The sequence below is a fragment of the Enterobacter cloacae subsp. cloacae ATCC 13047 genome, assembly GCF_000025565.1.
GTDB lineage: Bacteria > Pseudomonadota > Gammaproteobacteria > Enterobacterales > Enterobacteriaceae > Enterobacter > Enterobacter cloacae.
Map to the genome: position 1 here is coordinate 442,596 of NC_014121.1, position 15,325 is coordinate 457,920.

The following is a 15,325-nucleotide window of genomic DNA, read 5'->3' on the forward strand; positions in this document are numbered from 1 at the left end:
ATTTTAAAAAATGGCTGATGAGTTAATCATCGCCATTCACGGCGTGTTTTAGCACCTTATGGCCGTTCTGCTGTGCAGCCATAAGGAATCCCTGTATGTCACTCAGTCATGCCTCGCCCGATGAACTGCTCCCTGAAGCTCCTGAGCATCAGGTCAGTGCGCCGGAGGTGCAGTCCGCTGCTGCGGTTAAGCCACGTATCCGGCTTCCGTTCAGCCCCCGAAAAATTCTTCAGACTGGCAGCATCATTTTGCTGACTGTCAGTCTGACGGGTTCCCTGATCGCGCTGGTTGTCATGGGGCGTCAGGTTTCAGACCTGACAATACGTGTTAACACACTCGATGCGGCATTTCGCAGCGGCCAGATAGGCCAGCTCACCTCAAATATTTCAGCGATGGAAGCGCGCCTGAAGACGCTCGAACAGCAGGCGGCCACGCTTGCCTCACTTCCTGCTGCTATGCAGTCGGCCGATGAGCAGCAGAGCGCCCTGAGAACATCCGTCAGCCAGCTTCAGGAGGCCGGCAACGACAACACCCGGGCGGTGACTCAGTTGCAGTCACGCGTGGGCTCTCTTGAACACGATGTACAGCAGTCCCGGGCCGAGCTTGATGAGATTAACCGTAAGGCGGAACTCACGCAGAAAACGCCGGCGCCTGAAAAGCCCCGGACCAGCACTGGTGCAGTGCCCCCCCGGGTGGGCGCCGCTGTAAAAAAGACTGACCGGTCAGCCAGGCGTACGGTGACGCCGGCTGCACCGTTTGTGCTGACCGGCATTGAACGCCGTGGTGGTCAGACCTTCGCCGTCGTCATTCCCCGCGGTGTCTCGCAGATATCGGCCATGCGCCTGCTCTCACCGGGGGATGCCATGCTGGGCTGGACGCTGCGCTCAACGGAGGGCAGCGGTGCTGCTGTCTTTCTGGTAAACGGCCGCGAACACCGGATTCAGGTTGAATAAACGGAGATAACGCTTTGATGAAAAAAACACTGATGGCCTCACTGTTTCTGGTGCCGCTCATGACCTCCGCTGCCACGGTCAGGACATCCTCCGCGCAGAGCAGCATATCCACATCGCAGGAGTCCTCCACCGGCGTGCTGAGTGCGCAGCAGCAGGCGCAGCAGTGGGGACTGTCTGACAGCGACTGGAGCCGTTATCAGACCCTGATGGAGGGGGATCGCGGCATTATGTCACCGGGCCTTGACCCGCTGACGGCGCTGGGTGTGGAAACCGATAACAGTGCTGAACGCCGTCGCCTGGCTGAACTCTGGGTGAGGCACGAATACCAGCGAAGCGAAAAGGAGCTGGCCTTTCAGCGCGAAATCAATGCTGCCTGGCTGCGACTGTATCCGGAGACGCTGGCCGTCAACATGGGCAGCAATGCGGCGGGTATCGCGCACGACACACAGGGGCGTCTCGCCCTGTTTGTGAAAGAGAACTGCTCGCGTTGCGATGCGCGTCTGGCGGCCGTGCTCGCCGACGACCGTCCCGTCGATATTTATCTGGTCGGCGGAAACAGCGATGAGGCCATCCGTACCTGGGCCATCCGTCACAACATCCCGGTGGAAAAAGTCCGCAGCCGCCAGATAACGCTCAACCACGACGGTGGCCTGTGGCTGCGCTACGGGCAGGGCCAGATGCCGGTGATTCTGCAGCAGGGGGAAAACGGATGGCAGCTCGCCGCATTCTGATGCTGGGTGCCGGGATTCTGTTTGCAACAGCGGCGTCCGGCGCCACAGACCTGCAGGTTATTCCTGATGCGTACCGGCAGATAGCCGCCGCTGAGCGGGTGCCGGCGGAGTCACTGTATTCGCTGGCAATGGCCGAAAGCACCCGCAAAACTGCCTGGGGTGCGAAGCCGTGGCCGTGGACCATTAACGTCGCAGGCAGGGGTTACCATTACAGCACGCGTGAAGAGGCCTTCACGGCGCTGCTCGGGTTTATGCAGCGCTGGCCGCTGAAAAATATTGATGTCGGTGTGGCCCAGGTGAACCTGGGCTGGAACGGGCATTTTTTCCCGACATACCGTGATGCGTTTGATCCGTACACCAATCTTCGCGCAGCGGCCCGTATCCTGCGGGCCTGCTATGACGCCCGCCCCGGCAGCTGGCTTCGTGCGGCGGGCTGCTACCACCATCCGTCAGGCGGTGCGCACGCGGCAACCTATATGGCCATTGTGCGACGCAAGCTCAGTCAGATAGCCATGACCGGTACACCGGCGGCCGTCGGTCAGCCCGGGTTACTGGCCCGAAATTCTCTTTCCTGGATTGAACCGCAATGAAAAATACGCTTCGTTATACCCTTGTTTTCACGCTTTTTTCAGGGCTGCTGACCAGTGCCTTTAGTGCCTCTGCCACGCTGACCGTGGTGGGCGACCTCGGCGGTGAATCCACAGGACCGCTGTTTGACGCCATCAATGCCGGTCCGGGTCAGTCTGCAACGGAGTCGCCCGTTCTCCCGCCACCGCCGGCATCGCTTTCCCTGTCCGACATGCTGCCGGTCAGCACGCCTGAAATGTCACCAGGCGCTGTCGCCGCCCGGCCGCTGAATCTTCCCGGCATGCCGCCGGTGTTTGTACTGGGTGACGATGCGTCTTCCCGTCATTGGCTCACGCACCACGCCACCACGCTCAGCCGCATGCAGGCAACCGGCATGGTTATCAGTGTCAGGGATGAGCAGGGATTAAACGCACTGCGTCAGCTGGCGCCGGGGGTGGCAATGGTGCCTGTCAGCGGCGGTGACCTGGCCCGTCGCCTGGCACTGACGCATTATCCTGCCCTCATCACCGCAACGGGGATATCACAGTGATGCCGGCCTCCCTTATCGCTGAGTTGCTGAACCCGCACAGGGGACTGTCTGTCCTGGCAATGACGGGGGCGGTAGTGCTGGCATTCCTGGCATTAAAACCGCGCACTGTCAGTCAGCGCCGCCATCGTCGCTATCAGAAACAGGCCGCACGGGCGCTGCTTCGCCTGCCACAGCTGCGCGACGAGGCGGCAAGGATGGCCTGGTTGCGTAAGATGAACCCGTATGTGTTCGAGGAAATGCTGCTGACGGCACTTTCCCGGCAGGGCCTGCGCATACAGCGTAACGCCCGTTACAGCGGTGATAACGGCGCAGACGGTCAGGTCTGGATCAACGGTCGTCGCTGGCTGATTCAGGCCAAACGTTACAGCGCCACCATCAGTGCCGCGCATGTTTCGGTATTCGGGTTACTGACAGAGCGCGAGGGGTGTCCGGGGCTGTTCGTTCACACCGGCCGGACCGGCGAGGTCAGCCGGGAAGCCTTTCGCCGCTATGACGGCATCATCCTTATCAGCGGGCAGCGCCTGCTCTGGCTGCTGTCCGGTGACCGGCGCTGGATGGACACACTGACCAGACCGCCACACCGCTCCCTCACCCCACAAAGTCAACGTAAAGAACCGGCACCATCCCCCGTCATCCGCGATTAAGAAGGAACATTGCCATGCCCAGAATGCTGTATTCCCTGACAGACCGCATCGTCGACCTGGTTACCTCTCAGGCGGCAAAAACGGCCCCGATGGTCATTTTCGTCCTCGTGCAGTGTGTGCTCAGAATATGTATTCTGCGTCCCCTCATTATCTTTTGCTGCATGGTACTCGCGGTACTGATCGCCGTGCCTGTTGCGGTTTTTATCAGTCCGTCGTTCACCCCGGATGTGCTGGCTCAGGGCCTCTTACGGGTGATTCACCTGCTCCCCGGGGCGTATACCCCGCTGTGCGTAGCCGGTGCACTGTCTGAACTGGTTTACCTGATTCGCCGTTTTACGGTTCTCCCTGATTTCTGGCCGGATAATGCGGCTCAGCGAAAAGGGAGATAAGCGATGAGTGATTTTCTGGCGAGAACGGATGCTAACCCGCCACACTGGGCGGGGGAGGTTATCGGCAAATGGGATGACCATAAGTTGCGCCTGTACGGTGGTTTTCTCCGCCGGCATTACTGGACCGATCAGGGCAGTATTAATGTGTTCTGCATAAAAGGCACCGACCATCCTGACTATCAGGGGCTGACCTGGCATGAGTTTCTGCACCGGGGTAAACGCATGGACCGGAACATTCCGATGCTGGAGCGTAATCCGGGTTACTACCTGGAGACTGACCGTAAAAAACCTTCCATGTATTACAACAGCTATGACGGTATTGACTGGTATATCGGTGCTGACGGCAATCACCGCAGCGGTCTGGCACGGTTTCTGTTTCATGAGCGGGAAATGGCGTATCTGCATGGCGTGCATCTGAACCATTATGAGTTCGATGAACCCCTGCTGGCCGTGTATCTGGCCCTTCGTGAGGAACTGAGCCAGCATGCGGCACAGGGCTTTCACATGGACCTGAATGTCAACCGCGTTCATCGCGCCCGGGAGGATACCGCAGGCTGGAAAACCGATATCTATTCCACGTCGCTGTATTTCAGTGTGGGGTCATGGTGCAGGGAACACGCTGACAACCTGGACATCAGCGCACTGGCTGCACCGCGTGATTTTTCGTGTCCGGATGAGGGATGGCAATTGCTTGTGTCTCTGATGGCATGGCGGGATAAGCGTACTGCAACAAAACGTCCCGGATTTTTCAGCCGGCTGACCAGCAGGGGGCGTATATGAGCGATCGCTATGTGATGGAATCCCTGCTGCGCCCGGCTGTGGAACTGTATTCCGCAACGGTTGCGGCCAGTGCGACCTGTATCTGCCTGACCGCCCCGTGGGCGGTGGCACTCTCGCCTTCTGTCAGTTGGGTGACGGCCGCCGGTTTCGGCGTTCTGGCCCTGAAGCGCACCCGCGAGGGCATGAAAATTCTGCGCTACCGGCAGAATATCCGCCGTCTTCCCCGTTATGTACTGACCAGCGAACAGATACCGGTCAGCCGGCGCCATCTGTTTCTGGGGAAAGGTTTTCAGTGGTCTGTGCGTCATACCCAGCGGCTGATTGAGGCGCGTCGGCCGGAGTGCGAAATCTATGTGCAGCCCTCCGTGCTGTACCGCATGGCGCGTGAGATGGAAAAGAAGATGGAGTACAGCCTCCCCTGGCTGTGCCGGCTGACCTGCACGGATTCGGCGCTGAACCCTTTTCGCCCTTTACCCCCGGTCGGCGGCAGCCCGGTGTATCACGGTGTCGAGCCTGATGAGACTACGGTGACCTACGATCTCGGCGAACGCGTCGGGCATATGCTCGTTATCGGCACGACCCGCGTGGGCAAGACCCGACTGGCGGAACTGCTTATCACCCAGGATATCCGCCGCACAAACGCCGCCGGTGAACACGAGGTGGTCATTGTGTTTGACCCTAAAGGGGACGCGGACCTGCTCCGGCGGATGTACGCAGAGTCGCACCGCGCGGGGCGTCAGGATAACTTCTGGGTGTTCCACCTCGGCTGGCCCGATATCAGCGCCCGGTATAACGCCGTCGGACGGTTCAGCCGTATCTCCGAGGTGGCCTCCCGCGTGGCCGGTCAGCTCTCGGGGGAAGGTAACTCCGCGGCCTTCCGTGAATTTGCCTGGCGGTTCGTCAATATCATCACCCGCGCGCTGGTCGCCCTCGGACAACGCCCGGACTACGGCCTCATTCTGCGGTATGTCACCAATATCGGTGAGCTGTATGAGACTTACGTGGATAACTTGCTGAGCGAAAAGGCGCCGCAGCTGATGAATACAACGGAAGCCATGATGCAGAGCGGGATCAGCGATAAGGACCTGCCGCGTCATCTCCAGGGACGGCCTAACGGCGTGAAAATCTGGGTGTCAGAGCAGGTGCTCGGCAGCCCGGAGGGGAAAAAACTCTGGGACCCGGTGCTGGACGGCCTGCGCAGCGCGGTGCAGTACGATCGCACCTACTTCGATAAAATTGTGGCATCCCTGTTACCACTACTGGAGAAACTCACTACCGGCAAAACGGCCGCGCTTCTCGCCCCAGACTACACCGACCTGGACGATCCGCGTCCGATTCTCGACTGGCACAATATCATCAAGTCCCGAGGCGTGGTATACGTGGGCCTCGATGCACTCTCCGACCCGGTGGTGGCCGCCGCCGTTGGAAACAGCATGTTCGCAGACCTCGTGTCTGAGGGAGGCCACATCTATAAGTTCGGTCTCGGTGATGAGGAAGAGGGGAAATCCGCAAAGGTGGCCATCAACCTTCACTGCGATGAGTTTAACGAGCTGATGGGGGATGAATTTATCCCGCTTATTAACAAAGGCGGTGGTGCCGGTTTTCAGGTGACGGCTTACACCCAGACGCTTTCTGACATCGAGGCCCGCATCGGCAGTACGGCCAAAGCGAACCAGGTGGTGGGTAACTTCAACACTCTGGTGATGCTGCGCGTGCGCGAGAAAAACACCGCCATGCTGCTCACCGATCAGCTCCCGGAAGTGGATGTCTACCAGAAAACACTGACATCGGGTGTCACCGACGTCTCGCGTCCCGGGGAAGGCACGGATTTTAACAGCAACGTTAACGACCAGGTGAGTCTGGTAAAAGTGCCGATGATAAGACCTGCTGACATCATCAATCTGCCGAAAGGCCAGGCCTTTGCACTGCTGGAAGGGGGAAGACTGTGGAAAATCCGTATGCCGTTGCCGGCGGATAACAACGACCCACATATGCCGGCCAGCCTGAAGCATCTGGCTGACAGCATGGAGAAAAACTACCACACCGGTGAAACCTGGTGGACCGGTGGTGACATAACGTATGCAGGAGGGCCGGATGCCACAGCAGGACAGTGAGAACGGGCAGCGCAGCGCGACGCCCCGACAGCGACAGTCCGGTCCGATTGGCCTGCTGCTCTGGGATTTCCCGATGGGCCTTATCGGTGTGTTGCTCGGTTCACTCCTGGTCAGCCTGCTTATCGAGTATGTCTGTATTGCGCTGTTGTGGCCGGAAGAAGGCGCGGCCCACAGCTATCAGGTGATGGTGGCAGAAAGCCACTGGCTCTCGGAAGGGTATACGCGCAGTCTGCTGATGGCCGCCCCGGTTGAGACAGTCAGCCGGTGGGTGCACGTTGCCTGGCAGTGGCTGTTTGTGGATAGCGGGTTCAGTGGCTGGCTGCAGTCATTTAAATCCCTGAGCGAAAAAGGTAGCGGGCTTATTCCGGCGCTGAACGGAATCGGAGCCACGCTTGTGAGCTGGCTGGGTGTGTACCTTCAGGCCACGGTCTGGGTCACGCTGATATTCTTCATCCGGGTAATGATCCTGTTTCTCAGCCTGCCGCTGTTCGCGCTGGTTGTCATCACGGGCGTGGTGGACGGGCTGGTCAGACGTGACCTGCGTCGCTACGGCGCGGGGTATGAATCGAGCTTTGTGTATCACCATGCCAAACGCTTTATCAAACCCGCCCTGTATGGCCCCTGCATGCTCTATCTGGCCTGGCCAACTGCGGTGTGGCCGAATCTGCTGTTGCTGCCATCAGCCTTGCTGGTCGGTGGTGTGCTCGCCGTGGTGACCGGCTCGTTCAAAAAATACCTCTAGAAAGTCGCCCGCAGTACCGTTTTCGGGATGATGCCCGGAAGCCCGCAGCTGGTGCGGGCTTTTTTTTGATCTTGACTCAAAACGGTAGCTGATTCAGCAGGCATACTCAGGCATTAATTTTCGCTGACACATAAAGAATTTCCTGCTGTAAGACAGGCTGCTTTGCGTCACTCTGCCGACGACCCGTTAACCGGAGAGCCGCAGAATGCCTCATACCCGAATCCTCACAGCCCTGCTGATGGCCGTCCTGCCCGCGCTGCAGTGCCACGCTTCAGAGAAAGATGAACTCGCGCTGGTCATGCGCCAGCTCGACCAGGTGCAGGCCGGGCTGGACCGCGCCCGCGTGGTGGCGAACCAGACCCAGGATGCCCGCTTTTACTTCGATTATCAGCAGGCGACGCGCGATATCACCACCATGAAGCAGGGGATCTCAACCTATCTTGAACCCTCCCGCGCGCAGCCTGCGTCACCGTCGTCTTCTGTCACCGGACAGTACCGCGCACAGGCACCGGCATGGCGATGAACGGTGCACAGCTTAATGGCTGGAGCGCCGGCACCGGCAGCAGCCTCACGCCTTCGCAACTGAACACGCTCATCCTCGGCACGCTCGCAGTCGTCATTCTCCTGTTCAGCGCCTGGGCGCTGGTTCAGGCCTATCGCGGGGTTGCCTCGAAATCCGTGACATTTCGTCAGTTCAATGAGCTTGCCGTGCGACTGATCGTGCTTTACCTGGCAATGCTGTTTCTGTTTTTCCACTGAAAGGACCATATCAATGATATCCACATTACTCAGGCGTTACCGGGCTATCCGGGCCCGTGCAAAACACATACTGCTGACAGGGCTATTTTTTACCGGTAATGCCCTGGCCGACCTTCCTCCCATTGAACAACCCACGACTGGCGGCGGTGGCGGGACGTACAACATCATGATGGGTTACGCAAAAATGGGCGGTCTCGCACTCGGACTGCTTGTCAGCGTGGGAGCATTTCTGGCCGTGGCGCATGCTGTCATCACGTCTTTCCATGATATCCGCAAGGGAAAAGGCTCCTGGACGGAATTCCTGCTTTACGGTGTGGTGGGCATCATTCTTATCCTTGTAGTTATTTTTCTGGCGACCAAAGCGTCAGACATTCTGTAAGGAGACTCTATGGCCGTCATCGATTTCCTTCCTGACCGTCTGAACAACCCGCCTGTGGTGTGGAAAGGTTTCACGTCCGGTGAATTTCTTCTGGCGGCCATCACCGGCGTCATTGCCGGTATTCCGCTGGCGGTGCCGCTGGCTCTGGTACCTTTTATCGGCTGGCTGGCCTTTCCCACCTGTATGCTGCTGATGCCGATGTTCGTCATCTTCTTCGGCGGGGGCTGGATTGCGGGTTACAAGCGCGGTAAGCCGGAGAATTATATCTGGCAACGCCTGGAGGAAATCCGCTGTCGTACCGGTCTGTCCCGTGCCCTGATCCTCAACAGCCGGGCATGGGAGATGAAACGTACCACAGCGATAAAACGCGGAGGTCTGTCATGAGTCGTTTCCGCAATGGCATGACCGCGCGGGATAATCATATTTTCTCCCTGCGCATCGCCTGTGCGCTGCTGTTCGCTGGCATGCTGATGGCCGGTATTGGCTGGATGCGTGCACCGTCAGAACTTACCATCCACAATCCGCCGGATCTGCGTTCAGGCAGCACCCGTAAATGGTGGGAAGTGCCGCCTTCCACCGTGTACAGCTTTGCCTTCTATATCTTTCAGCAGCTCAATTCCTGGCCAAAGAACGGCGAGGTGGATTATCCGGCAAAAATTGCCCAGATGAGTCCTTACCTGACGCCGTCCTGCCAGGATTTTCTCAATAAAGACGCGGAGATGCGTAAAAACAGCGACGAGCTCCGGGACCGCGTGCGCGTGGTGTATGAGATCCCGCGCCGTGGCTACAGCAGCCGCAGCGTCACCATTCTCGATCAGGACCACTGGATAGCACAGCTCGATCTGGTGGCGGATGAGTATTACCACACTGAGCCGGTAAAACGTGCGCTGGTCCGCTATCCGCTGAAAGTGGTGCGCTGGGAGGGTGATCCGGAACGCAATCCCTTCGGACTTGCTCTGGACTGTTATGCGGCCACCCCGCAGCGGCTGGAGGCCGTCACGCTGCCTGAGCCGGAGAAAAAGTGATGAAGAACCCGTTAAAAAAATGCCGTCTGCTCCTGCTCGCCGGACTGATCCTGTCGGGCGCGGCAGACGCTGTGGAGCTGATGAAATGGGAACGTATCCCGCTGCAGGTTCCCCTGACGGTGGGTCAGGAGCGTATCGTTTTTGTGAATAAAAACGTGCGTGTCGGCTTTCCACCCGCGCTTAACAATAAGCTGCGTATTCAGAGCACCGGCGGCGTGGTGTATCTCGATGCGAGTGAGGCGTTTCCGGTGACGCGGCTTGAGCTGCAGAACAAGGAAAACGGGGAAATTATTCTGCTCGATGTATCAGCCGCACCGGGAAAAACCACGCGTGAACCCGTGAAAATTGTCTATGACGGCGAAGTGGCCACCGCAACCGCCAGTGACAGGCAGTCCGTCAGCAGCGAGGGTGACAGCACCGGCCGCAGTGCTCAACAGGCTGATACGGAAACCACAAAGCCGGACCGTAAGCCCGCGAAACTGAATGCACCGCTGCCGGTGGTCCTGACCCGCTATGCGGCCCAGAACATGTACGGTCCGTTGCGTACGGTTGAACCGGTGCCGGGTATCAGCCCGGTGTCACTGAAGCTGCCTTCCGTCATCACCACACTGATGCCTGCTGAACCGGTCACCGTCACGCCGATGGCCGCCTGGAGTCTGCAGGGCAGCAGCGTCGTCGCGCTGCAGGTCCGTAACCGTTCTGCCGGAAAGGTCATTCTTGATCCCCGCGCGCTGGAAGGTCAGTTTACCACGGCCACCTTCCAGCACCGCTGGCTGGGGCGCGCAGGCACACCGGAGGATACAACGGTCCTCTATCTGGTGACGCCCGGACGCCCGGAGGGTGCCTTCATTGCTGAGCCACCCTCGCTGCAGCCCGCTGACGGACATAAACGGAGAGCGAAAAAATGAAGGCACCCTCCTCAAATCTTCTCGTGAAAGTCGCCGTTCCGGTGGTACTGGCCAGCGCGGTGGTGGTGGGCGTGAAATCCTGCTCAGGGGGGGGGAATCAGACGGCTGCACCACATACCGCCAGCAATGTTGCGCTGAAGGACCTGTCGCCGGAAGATCTCAAAGCGCTGGGTATTGAAGGTGACACGCCGCAGGACACACTGCGCACGGTGGTGGGAAATTTCCGCAAAGTGCAGGACCGTCTCGATACGCTCGCGGACGATAACAAAAAGCTCAGCGACGAAAATAAAGCCCTGAAAACCACCAACAGCAATGTGGACACGCAGATTAATCAGGCAGTAAGCAATGCCCGTGCCGAGGAGGCGCAGAAACGCCAGCAGCTCAGTGCAGAGGTCACCGATCTCAGTACCCAGGTCAAACAGCTGATGGATCAGTTGCGCAATGGCGGTGCCGGCACGGAATCCGGAAAAAACAGCGGCTCCGGCAGTGATATTCCGATCGGGCTGGGCTATGACAGTGGGCTGAACAGCGGCGCCGCCGGCGTATCGTCTTCCGCTGATGGACTTCATTGGGTGGAGCCAAAAGACGGTGTCCCCGTTGATGCCAGCGGCCGGCCGGTGACCGACAGCAACAAGAATAACGCCACAGGCTTCTCGTTTGCCACGTCGTTTGCTGATACAGCTGATGCCGGTAAACAGGCCGTCGGCAACACCACAGCAGCGGTACAGACGCAGCTTACGGATGCACAGAAGGCCACCGACCCGGTGTACACGCTGCCGGAGAATTCCACCCTCGTTGGCAGTCGCGCGATGACCGCACTCCTGGGGCGCATCCCCGTGGATGGTAAAGTGACCGACCCCTATCCCTTTAAGGTGATGATTGGCAAAGACAACCTGACGGCAAACGGCATCGAGTTGCCTGACGTGCAGGGGGCCATTGTTTCCGGCACGGCGACGGGCGACTGGACGCTGTCATGCGTGCGGGGCTCCATTACCAGCATCACTTTTGTCTTCAGCGACGGCACGGTCAGGACGCTGCCTTCGCCTGACGGACAGGGGCAGAACGGAAACAGCAGTAATCAGAACAGTCAGGGCGGTAATAGCAGCAGTATTGGCTGGTTGTCCGATGATAACGGTATTCCCTGCATCTCCGGGACGCGCAAGAGCAATGCTTCGACCTATCTGCCGACCATCGCCGCACTTGCGGCCGCCAGTGCGGCGGGTGATGCCGTGGCGGAAAACCAGAGTACCGGCCAGACCAACGCTTACGGTGGCGTGACCTCAACGCTCACCGGTAATGCCGGTCAGGCCGTACTGGGTAAAGCGCTCTCCGGCGGCATGCGTGAGACCGTTGACTGGGTGAAGGCCCGCTATGGCCAGACGTTTGATGCCATCTACGTGCCGCCGGGTCAGACAGTGGCTTTGCATATCACGCGCCAGCTGGCCATCGATTACGAGGAAAAAGGCCGCAGGGTTAAATACGATTTCAGCCTGGCCGGCAGCGGCACGGGCATGGACTGACGGAGAGACTGATGCAAAATGATATCCCTGATACCGCTGTGATGAGGTGGCGCAGTCTGCGTCCCGTCACGCTTTTCCTGACCGGAGCCGTGGCACTGCTGCTTGCCGGCTGCAGCACATCAAAAGATGAGATGCTCCCGCCGGGTGACAGCACCATGCTGGAACTGTGGAATGATGGTGCTTCAGCCACCCATGCAACCGGTGAGAGCCGGACCACCCTGCGCCGTCCGGTTACGGACAGTGAGCGGGTTATTTCACGGCAGACCCGGGACAGCTACAGCCGCACCCAGGAGAATGAAATCCAGCAGACGTTTCCGCGCCTGCCCAACCCCGACCTGGTGATGTACGTCTTCCCGCATCTGGCCGACGGCAACACGCCGGTGCCCGGTTACAGCACCGTATTTCCCTTCTACAGCCAGGTACAGTACGCGCTGCCCGGCGAGCGCACGGAGGATTTGTAATGGCCTTTTCACTTTTCCGTCGCAGGGCTGAAGCGCAGGAAGCACACCAGTACGGTGACGGGCCGTTTTCTGTTAACGGCCATGAACCCCTGACGCGCGAGGGACGTCTGACCCGCAGCGAGGAAGCGAAGCTGTATGAGACGGCTCCGTCCATCATCGATCACATTCCCTGGGGGGAATATCTCCCTGAACATCAGTGCATCCTGCTTGATGACGGCGTGTCGGTCGGGGCAGTTTACGAAATCATCCCGGTGGGCACCGAGGGGCGTCCGGATTCCCGCCTGGAGGAAATTCGCGACGTGGTCGAAAACGCCCTGCAGGACAGTCTTCCGGAGCTGGATACACATCAGTGGGTGGTGCAGTTCTACTGTCAGGACGAGTCTGACCTGATGGTGTATATGGATAAGATCCGGGGGTATGTTAAGCCCCGGGCGCAGGGCACCGACTTCACCGACGCCTGGCTGAGGGAACAGGCCCGTCATCTGCAGAATGTGGCCACTGAAAAAGGCCTGTTTGTCGATGAGGCCGTCACCGGTGCGCCGTGGCGCGGTCAGATACGTCGTACGCGTATGGTCATCTACCGCTGGGTGGAGTCACCGTATCGTGACCCGATGGCCCCCGAGGTGCTGCTGAAGCAGGTCTGCGATCGCCTGACGGCCGCCATGAGCGGTGCCGGTATTCAGTGCCAGCGCCAGAACGGCGAGCAGATCCACAGCTGGCTGCTGCGCTGGTTCAACCCTGAACCAACGTGGGTGGATAAGGCCACACTGTATCGCTGTGCCAGACATACTGACGACGCTCCTGGCGAACTGCCGTTGCTGAATGATTTCAGTGAAAGCCTGTGGTTCACCCGCCCCCGCAGTGATGCGGAGAAAGGCGTATGGTGGTTTGATGACGTGGCGCACAGGGCGGTGCCGGTGGCTCGTCTGCGCAGCGCACCCACCACGGGGCACCTGACCGGCGAGGTCCGCCGTGGCGATAATATCAACGCCATTATGGACCTGCTGCCGGAAGGTACGGTGCTTGTCATGACGCTGGTTATCCATCCGCAGGACAAGCTGGAGGAAAACTTTGCCCGGCTGAGTCGTGACTCGATGGGGGAGAACGTGGATTCGCTGCGTGCCCGGGAGGATGCGGCCACCGCCCGCACTTACCTGGGTAATAAGCATAAACTGTATCGCGCGGCCATTACCCTGCTGATTAAAGCCCGCGACCTGCCTTCACTGGACAGTCGCTATCTCGACCTCAGCAGTAAGCTACTGAACTGCGGGCTGGAGCCGGTAAACCCGGAGCATGATATCGGGCCGCTCAGCACCTACATGCGTGCATTACCCATGTGCTTTAATCCGGAGCAGGACCGGCACAACTGGTATACCCGTCTGATGTTCGTGCAGCATTTTGCCTGCCTGGCGCCGGTGTACGGGCGTGATACCGGCACCGGCAACCCGGGCTTTACCTTTTTTAACCGGGGCGGTGGTCCGCTGTCCGTCGATCCCCTCAACAAAAATGACCGTACGCAGAACGCCCACCTCCTGCTGTTTGGGCCGACCGGTGCAGGTAAATCGGCTACCGCACTTGATAAGCTGGCACAAATGATAGCCATTTACCGTTCACGTATCTTTTTACTGGAGGCGGGTAACAGCTTCGGGCTGGCCGGAGACTACTTTGAGTCCCTGGGACTCACCGTTCATCGTGTCAGCATCAAGCCCGGTAAGGCCATCTCGCTGGCGCCGTTCGGTGATTCGCATCTGCTGATGCAGGAAAAACCGGATGAACTCATTATCAGTGAAGACGCCCTGCCGGATATTGATGACGATGAGGACAAGGATGAAAAACGTGATGTGCTGGGTGAGATGGAGATTGCAGCACGCCTGATGATTACCGGCGGCGAGCCAGCGGAGGAGCAGAGAATGACGCGCGCCGATCGCGGGATGATCCGGGAAGCCATCATGATCGCTGCGCGGAGTACGTTTGAGGCCGGACGGCAGATGTTGCCTGAAGATCTGATGTTTGCGCTGCAGGGCATCGCCCGGGATGCCGGGATGGGTGAGGACGGGCGCGAAAGGCGTACGGCCGCGCGCCGGGCCCGTGCTGAGGAAATGTCGGAAGCGCTACGGATGTTTACCGAAGGCTTTGAAGGTGAGCTGTTTAACCGTCCGGGTACGCCGTGGCCGGAGGCTGATGTGACCATCGTTGACCTTGGTACGCTGGCGCGCGAAGGCTATGAGGCGCAGATGGCCGTTGCGGTGATTTCCCTGCTCAACACCATCAACAATATTGCTGAGCGCGAGCAGTACAGTGACCGGGATATTATCGTGTCGATCGATGAGGCGCATATCGTGACCGCAAATCCCCTGATGGGGCCTTATGCCACCAAGATTGTGAAAATGTGGCGTAAGCTGGGTGCCTGGCTCTGGCTGTTCACGCAGAACCTGGCCGACTTTCCGGATACGGCCAAAAAGATGCTCAATATGGCGGAGTGGTGGATTTGTCTGGTGATGCCCCCTGATGAAGTGGAGCAGATAGCGCGTTTTAAAACGCTGAACAGTGAACAGAAGGCGATGCTGTTGTCTGCCACCAAACTTCCTAAAAAATATACGGAAGGCGTTATTTTGTCACGTAAGGTGCAGGCCCTGTTCCGTGCCGTGCCCCCGAGCCTCTACCTTGCTCTGGGTATGACAGAAAAAGAAGAGAAAGCTGAAAGACGCCTCATTATGAATGAATTACAGTGCAGTGAACTTGAGGCTGCGTTTCATGTTGCGCGCCGGCTTGATGAAAATCGCGGACTGAGTATCTGACAGGG

At 58.9% G+C, this 15,325-nt stretch carries 18 protein-coding genes; all 18 read left to right on the forward strand.

All coding sequences use genetic code 11. The annotated features are described in order from the left end of the window. The first annotated feature begins 95 nt into the window (after positions 1–95). Positions 96–953 carry a plasmid transfer protein gene (locus ECL_RS02090; protein ID WP_013095166.1) on the forward strand — a complete coding sequence of 286 codons (858 nt, stop codon included), beginning with the start codon at positions 96–98 and terminating at the stop codon, positions 951–953. Between the two features lie 17 nt (positions 954–970). Further along, positions 971–1,684 (forward strand): TIGR03759 family integrating conjugative element protein, encoded by a 714-nt coding sequence (locus ECL_RS02095; RefSeq protein WP_013095167.1) that lies wholly within the window; start codon positions 971–973, stop codon positions 1,682–1,684. Beyond that, the gene (locus ECL_RS02100; RefSeq protein ID WP_007372603.1) at positions 1,663–2,274 is read left to right on the forward strand and encodes a transglycosylase SLT domain-containing protein; all 612 of its coding nucleotides are present in this window, start codon (positions 1,663–1,665) and stop codon (positions 2,272–2,274) included. Before ECL_RS02095 ends, ECL_RS02100 begins: the two co-directional genes overlap by 22 nt. Next, a complete protein-coding gene (locus ECL_RS02105) occupies positions 2,271–2,801 on the forward strand; it encodes an integrating conjugative element protein (protein WP_013095168.1) in 531 nt (176 codons plus the stop codon). Before ECL_RS02100 ends, ECL_RS02105 begins: the two co-directional genes overlap by 4 nt. After that, entirely contained in the window at positions 2,801–3,445 is a 645-nt protein-coding gene (locus tag ECL_RS02110; RefSeq protein ID WP_013095169.1) for a restriction endonuclease, read from the forward strand. The genes ECL_RS02105 and ECL_RS02110 overlap by 1 nt, the downstream gene beginning before the upstream one ends. Positions 3,446–3,459: 14 nt before the next feature. Then, on the forward strand, positions 3,460–3,834 hold the full coding sequence (locus ECL_RS02115; RefSeq protein WP_013095170.1) for a hypothetical protein: 375 nt from the start codon (positions 3,460–3,462) through the stop codon (positions 3,832–3,834). Positions 3,835–3,837: 3 nt separating this feature from the next. Continuing rightward, a complete protein-coding gene (locus ECL_RS02120) occupies positions 3,838–4,614 on the forward strand; it encodes a hypothetical protein (protein WP_013095171.1) in 777 nt (258 codons plus the stop codon). Then, positions 4,611–6,728: a type IV conjugative transfer system coupling protein TraD gene (gene traD / locus ECL_RS02125; RefSeq protein ID WP_013095172.1), complete on the forward strand. Its 2,118-nt coding sequence runs from the start codon at positions 4,611–4,613 to the stop codon at positions 6,726–6,728. The genes ECL_RS02120 and traD overlap by 4 nt, the downstream gene beginning before the upstream one ends. After that, positions 6,709–7,470, forward strand: a complete 762-nt coding sequence (locus ECL_RS02130) for a TIGR03747 family integrating conjugative element membrane protein (RefSeq protein WP_007372609.1) — start codon at positions 6,709–6,711, stop codon at positions 7,468–7,470. Before traD ends, ECL_RS02130 begins: the two co-directional genes overlap by 20 nt. 205 nt (positions 7,471–7,675) lie before the next feature. Then, positions 7,676–7,993 carry an integrative conjugative element protein, RAQPRD family gene (locus ECL_RS02135; protein ID WP_007372612.1) on the forward strand — a complete coding sequence of 106 codons (318 nt, stop codon included), beginning with the start codon at positions 7,676–7,678 and terminating at the stop codon, positions 7,991–7,993. Then, positions 7,984–8,229 carry a TIGR03758 family integrating conjugative element protein gene (locus tag ECL_RS02140; RefSeq protein ID WP_007372613.1) on the forward strand — a complete coding sequence of 82 codons (246 nt, stop codon included), beginning with the start codon at positions 7,984–7,986 and terminating at the stop codon, positions 8,227–8,229. The genes ECL_RS02135 and ECL_RS02140 overlap by 10 nt, the downstream gene beginning before the upstream one ends. A 13-nt stretch (positions 8,230–8,242) precedes the next feature. Continuing rightward, positions 8,243–8,608 (forward strand): TIGR03745 family integrating conjugative element membrane protein, encoded by a 366-nt coding sequence (locus ECL_RS02145; protein ID WP_007372614.1) that lies wholly within the window; start codon positions 8,243–8,245, stop codon positions 8,606–8,608. 9 nt (positions 8,609–8,617) lie between these two features. Then, positions 8,618–8,992, forward strand: coding sequence for a TIGR03750 family conjugal transfer protein (locus tag ECL_RS02150; protein WP_007372615.1), 375 nt, complete (start codon positions 8,618–8,620; stop codon positions 8,990–8,992). Then, complete coding sequence (locus ECL_RS02155) at positions 8,989–9,633, forward strand: PFL_4703 family integrating conjugative element protein (protein ID WP_013095173.1); 645 nt, start codon at positions 8,989–8,991, stop codon at positions 9,631–9,633. The genes ECL_RS02150 and ECL_RS02155 overlap by 4 nt, the downstream gene beginning before the upstream one ends. Beyond that, a complete protein-coding gene (locus ECL_RS02160) occupies positions 9,633–10,541 on the forward strand; it encodes a TIGR03749 family integrating conjugative element protein (RefSeq protein WP_013095174.1) in 909 nt (302 codons plus the stop codon). The genes ECL_RS02155 and ECL_RS02160 overlap by 1 nt, the downstream gene beginning before the upstream one ends. After that, positions 10,538–12,061 (forward strand): TIGR03752 family integrating conjugative element protein, encoded by a 1,524-nt coding sequence (locus ECL_RS02165; protein WP_013095175.1) that lies wholly within the window; start codon positions 10,538–10,540, stop codon positions 12,059–12,061. The genes ECL_RS02160 and ECL_RS02165 overlap by 4 nt, the downstream gene beginning before the upstream one ends. 41 nt (positions 12,062–12,102) lie before the next feature. Beyond that, complete coding sequence (locus ECL_RS02170) at positions 12,103–12,522, forward strand: TIGR03751 family conjugal transfer lipoprotein (protein ID WP_035943490.1); 420 nt, start codon at positions 12,103–12,105, stop codon at positions 12,520–12,522. Then, positions 12,522–15,320 carry a conjugative transfer ATPase gene (locus ECL_RS02175; protein ID WP_013095177.1) on the forward strand — a complete coding sequence of 933 codons (2,799 nt, stop codon included), beginning with the start codon at positions 12,522–12,524 and terminating at the stop codon, positions 15,318–15,320. The genes ECL_RS02170 and ECL_RS02175 overlap by 1 nt, the downstream gene beginning before the upstream one ends. Positions 15,321–15,325: the final 5 nt, after the last annotated feature.

Bases quoted from the DNA above. Each gene is read 5' to 3' on its own strand.
- ECL_RS02120 (WP_013095171.1), top strand. From the start codon at position 3,838: ATGAGTGATTTTCTGGCGAGAACGGATGCTAACCCGCCACACTGGGCG.
- ECL_RS02090 (WP_013095166.1), top strand. From the start codon at position 96: ATGTCACTCAGTCATGCCTCGCCCGATGAACTGCTCCCTGAAGCTCCT.
- ECL_RS02110 (WP_013095169.1), top strand. From the start codon at position 2,801: ATGCCGGCCTCCCTTATCGCTGAGTTGCTGAACCCGCACAGGGGACTG.
- ECL_RS02165 (WP_013095175.1), top strand. From the start codon at position 10,538: ATGAAGGCACCCTCCTCAAATCTTCTCGTGAAAGTCGCCGTTCCGGTG.
- ECL_RS02160 (WP_013095174.1), top strand. From the start codon at position 9,633: ATGAAGAACCCGTTAAAAAAATGCCGTCTGCTCCTGCTCGCCGGACTG.
- ECL_RS02095 (WP_013095167.1), top strand. From the start codon at position 971: ATGAAAAAAACACTGATGGCCTCACTGTTTCTGGTGCCGCTCATGACC.
- ECL_RS02155 (WP_013095173.1), top strand. From the start codon at position 8,989: ATGAGTCGTTTCCGCAATGGCATGACCGCGCGGGATAATCATATTTTC.
- ECL_RS02150 (WP_007372615.1), top strand. From the start codon at position 8,618: ATGGCCGTCATCGATTTCCTTCCTGACCGTCTGAACAACCCGCCTGTG.
- ECL_RS02135 (WP_007372612.1), top strand. From the start codon at position 7,676: ATGCCTCATACCCGAATCCTCACAGCCCTGCTGATGGCCGTCCTGCCC.
- ECL_RS02115 (WP_013095170.1), top strand. From the start codon at position 3,460: ATGCCCAGAATGCTGTATTCCCTGACAGACCGCATCGTCGACCTGGTT.
- ECL_RS02100 (WP_007372603.1), top strand. From the start codon at position 1,663: ATGGCAGCTCGCCGCATTCTGATGCTGGGTGCCGGGATTCTGTTTGCA.
- ECL_RS02105 (WP_013095168.1), top strand. From the start codon at position 2,271: ATGAAAAATACGCTTCGTTATACCCTTGTTTTCACGCTTTTTTCAGGG.
- ECL_RS02140 (WP_007372613.1), top strand. From the start codon at position 7,984: ATGGCGATGAACGGTGCACAGCTTAATGGCTGGAGCGCCGGCACCGGC.
- ECL_RS02170 (WP_035943490.1), top strand. From the start codon at position 12,103: ATGAGGTGGCGCAGTCTGCGTCCCGTCACGCTTTTCCTGACCGGAGCC.
- ECL_RS02145 (WP_007372614.1), top strand. From the start codon at position 8,243: ATGATATCCACATTACTCAGGCGTTACCGGGCTATCCGGGCCCGTGCA.
- ECL_RS02130 (WP_007372609.1), top strand. From the start codon at position 6,709: ATGCCACAGCAGGACAGTGAGAACGGGCAGCGCAGCGCGACGCCCCGA.
- traD (WP_013095172.1), top strand. From the start codon at position 4,611: ATGAGCGATCGCTATGTGATGGAATCCCTGCTGCGCCCGGCTGTGGAA.
- ECL_RS02175 (WP_013095177.1), top strand. From the start codon at position 12,522: ATGGCCTTTTCACTTTTCCGTCGCAGGGCTGAAGCGCAGGAAGCACAC.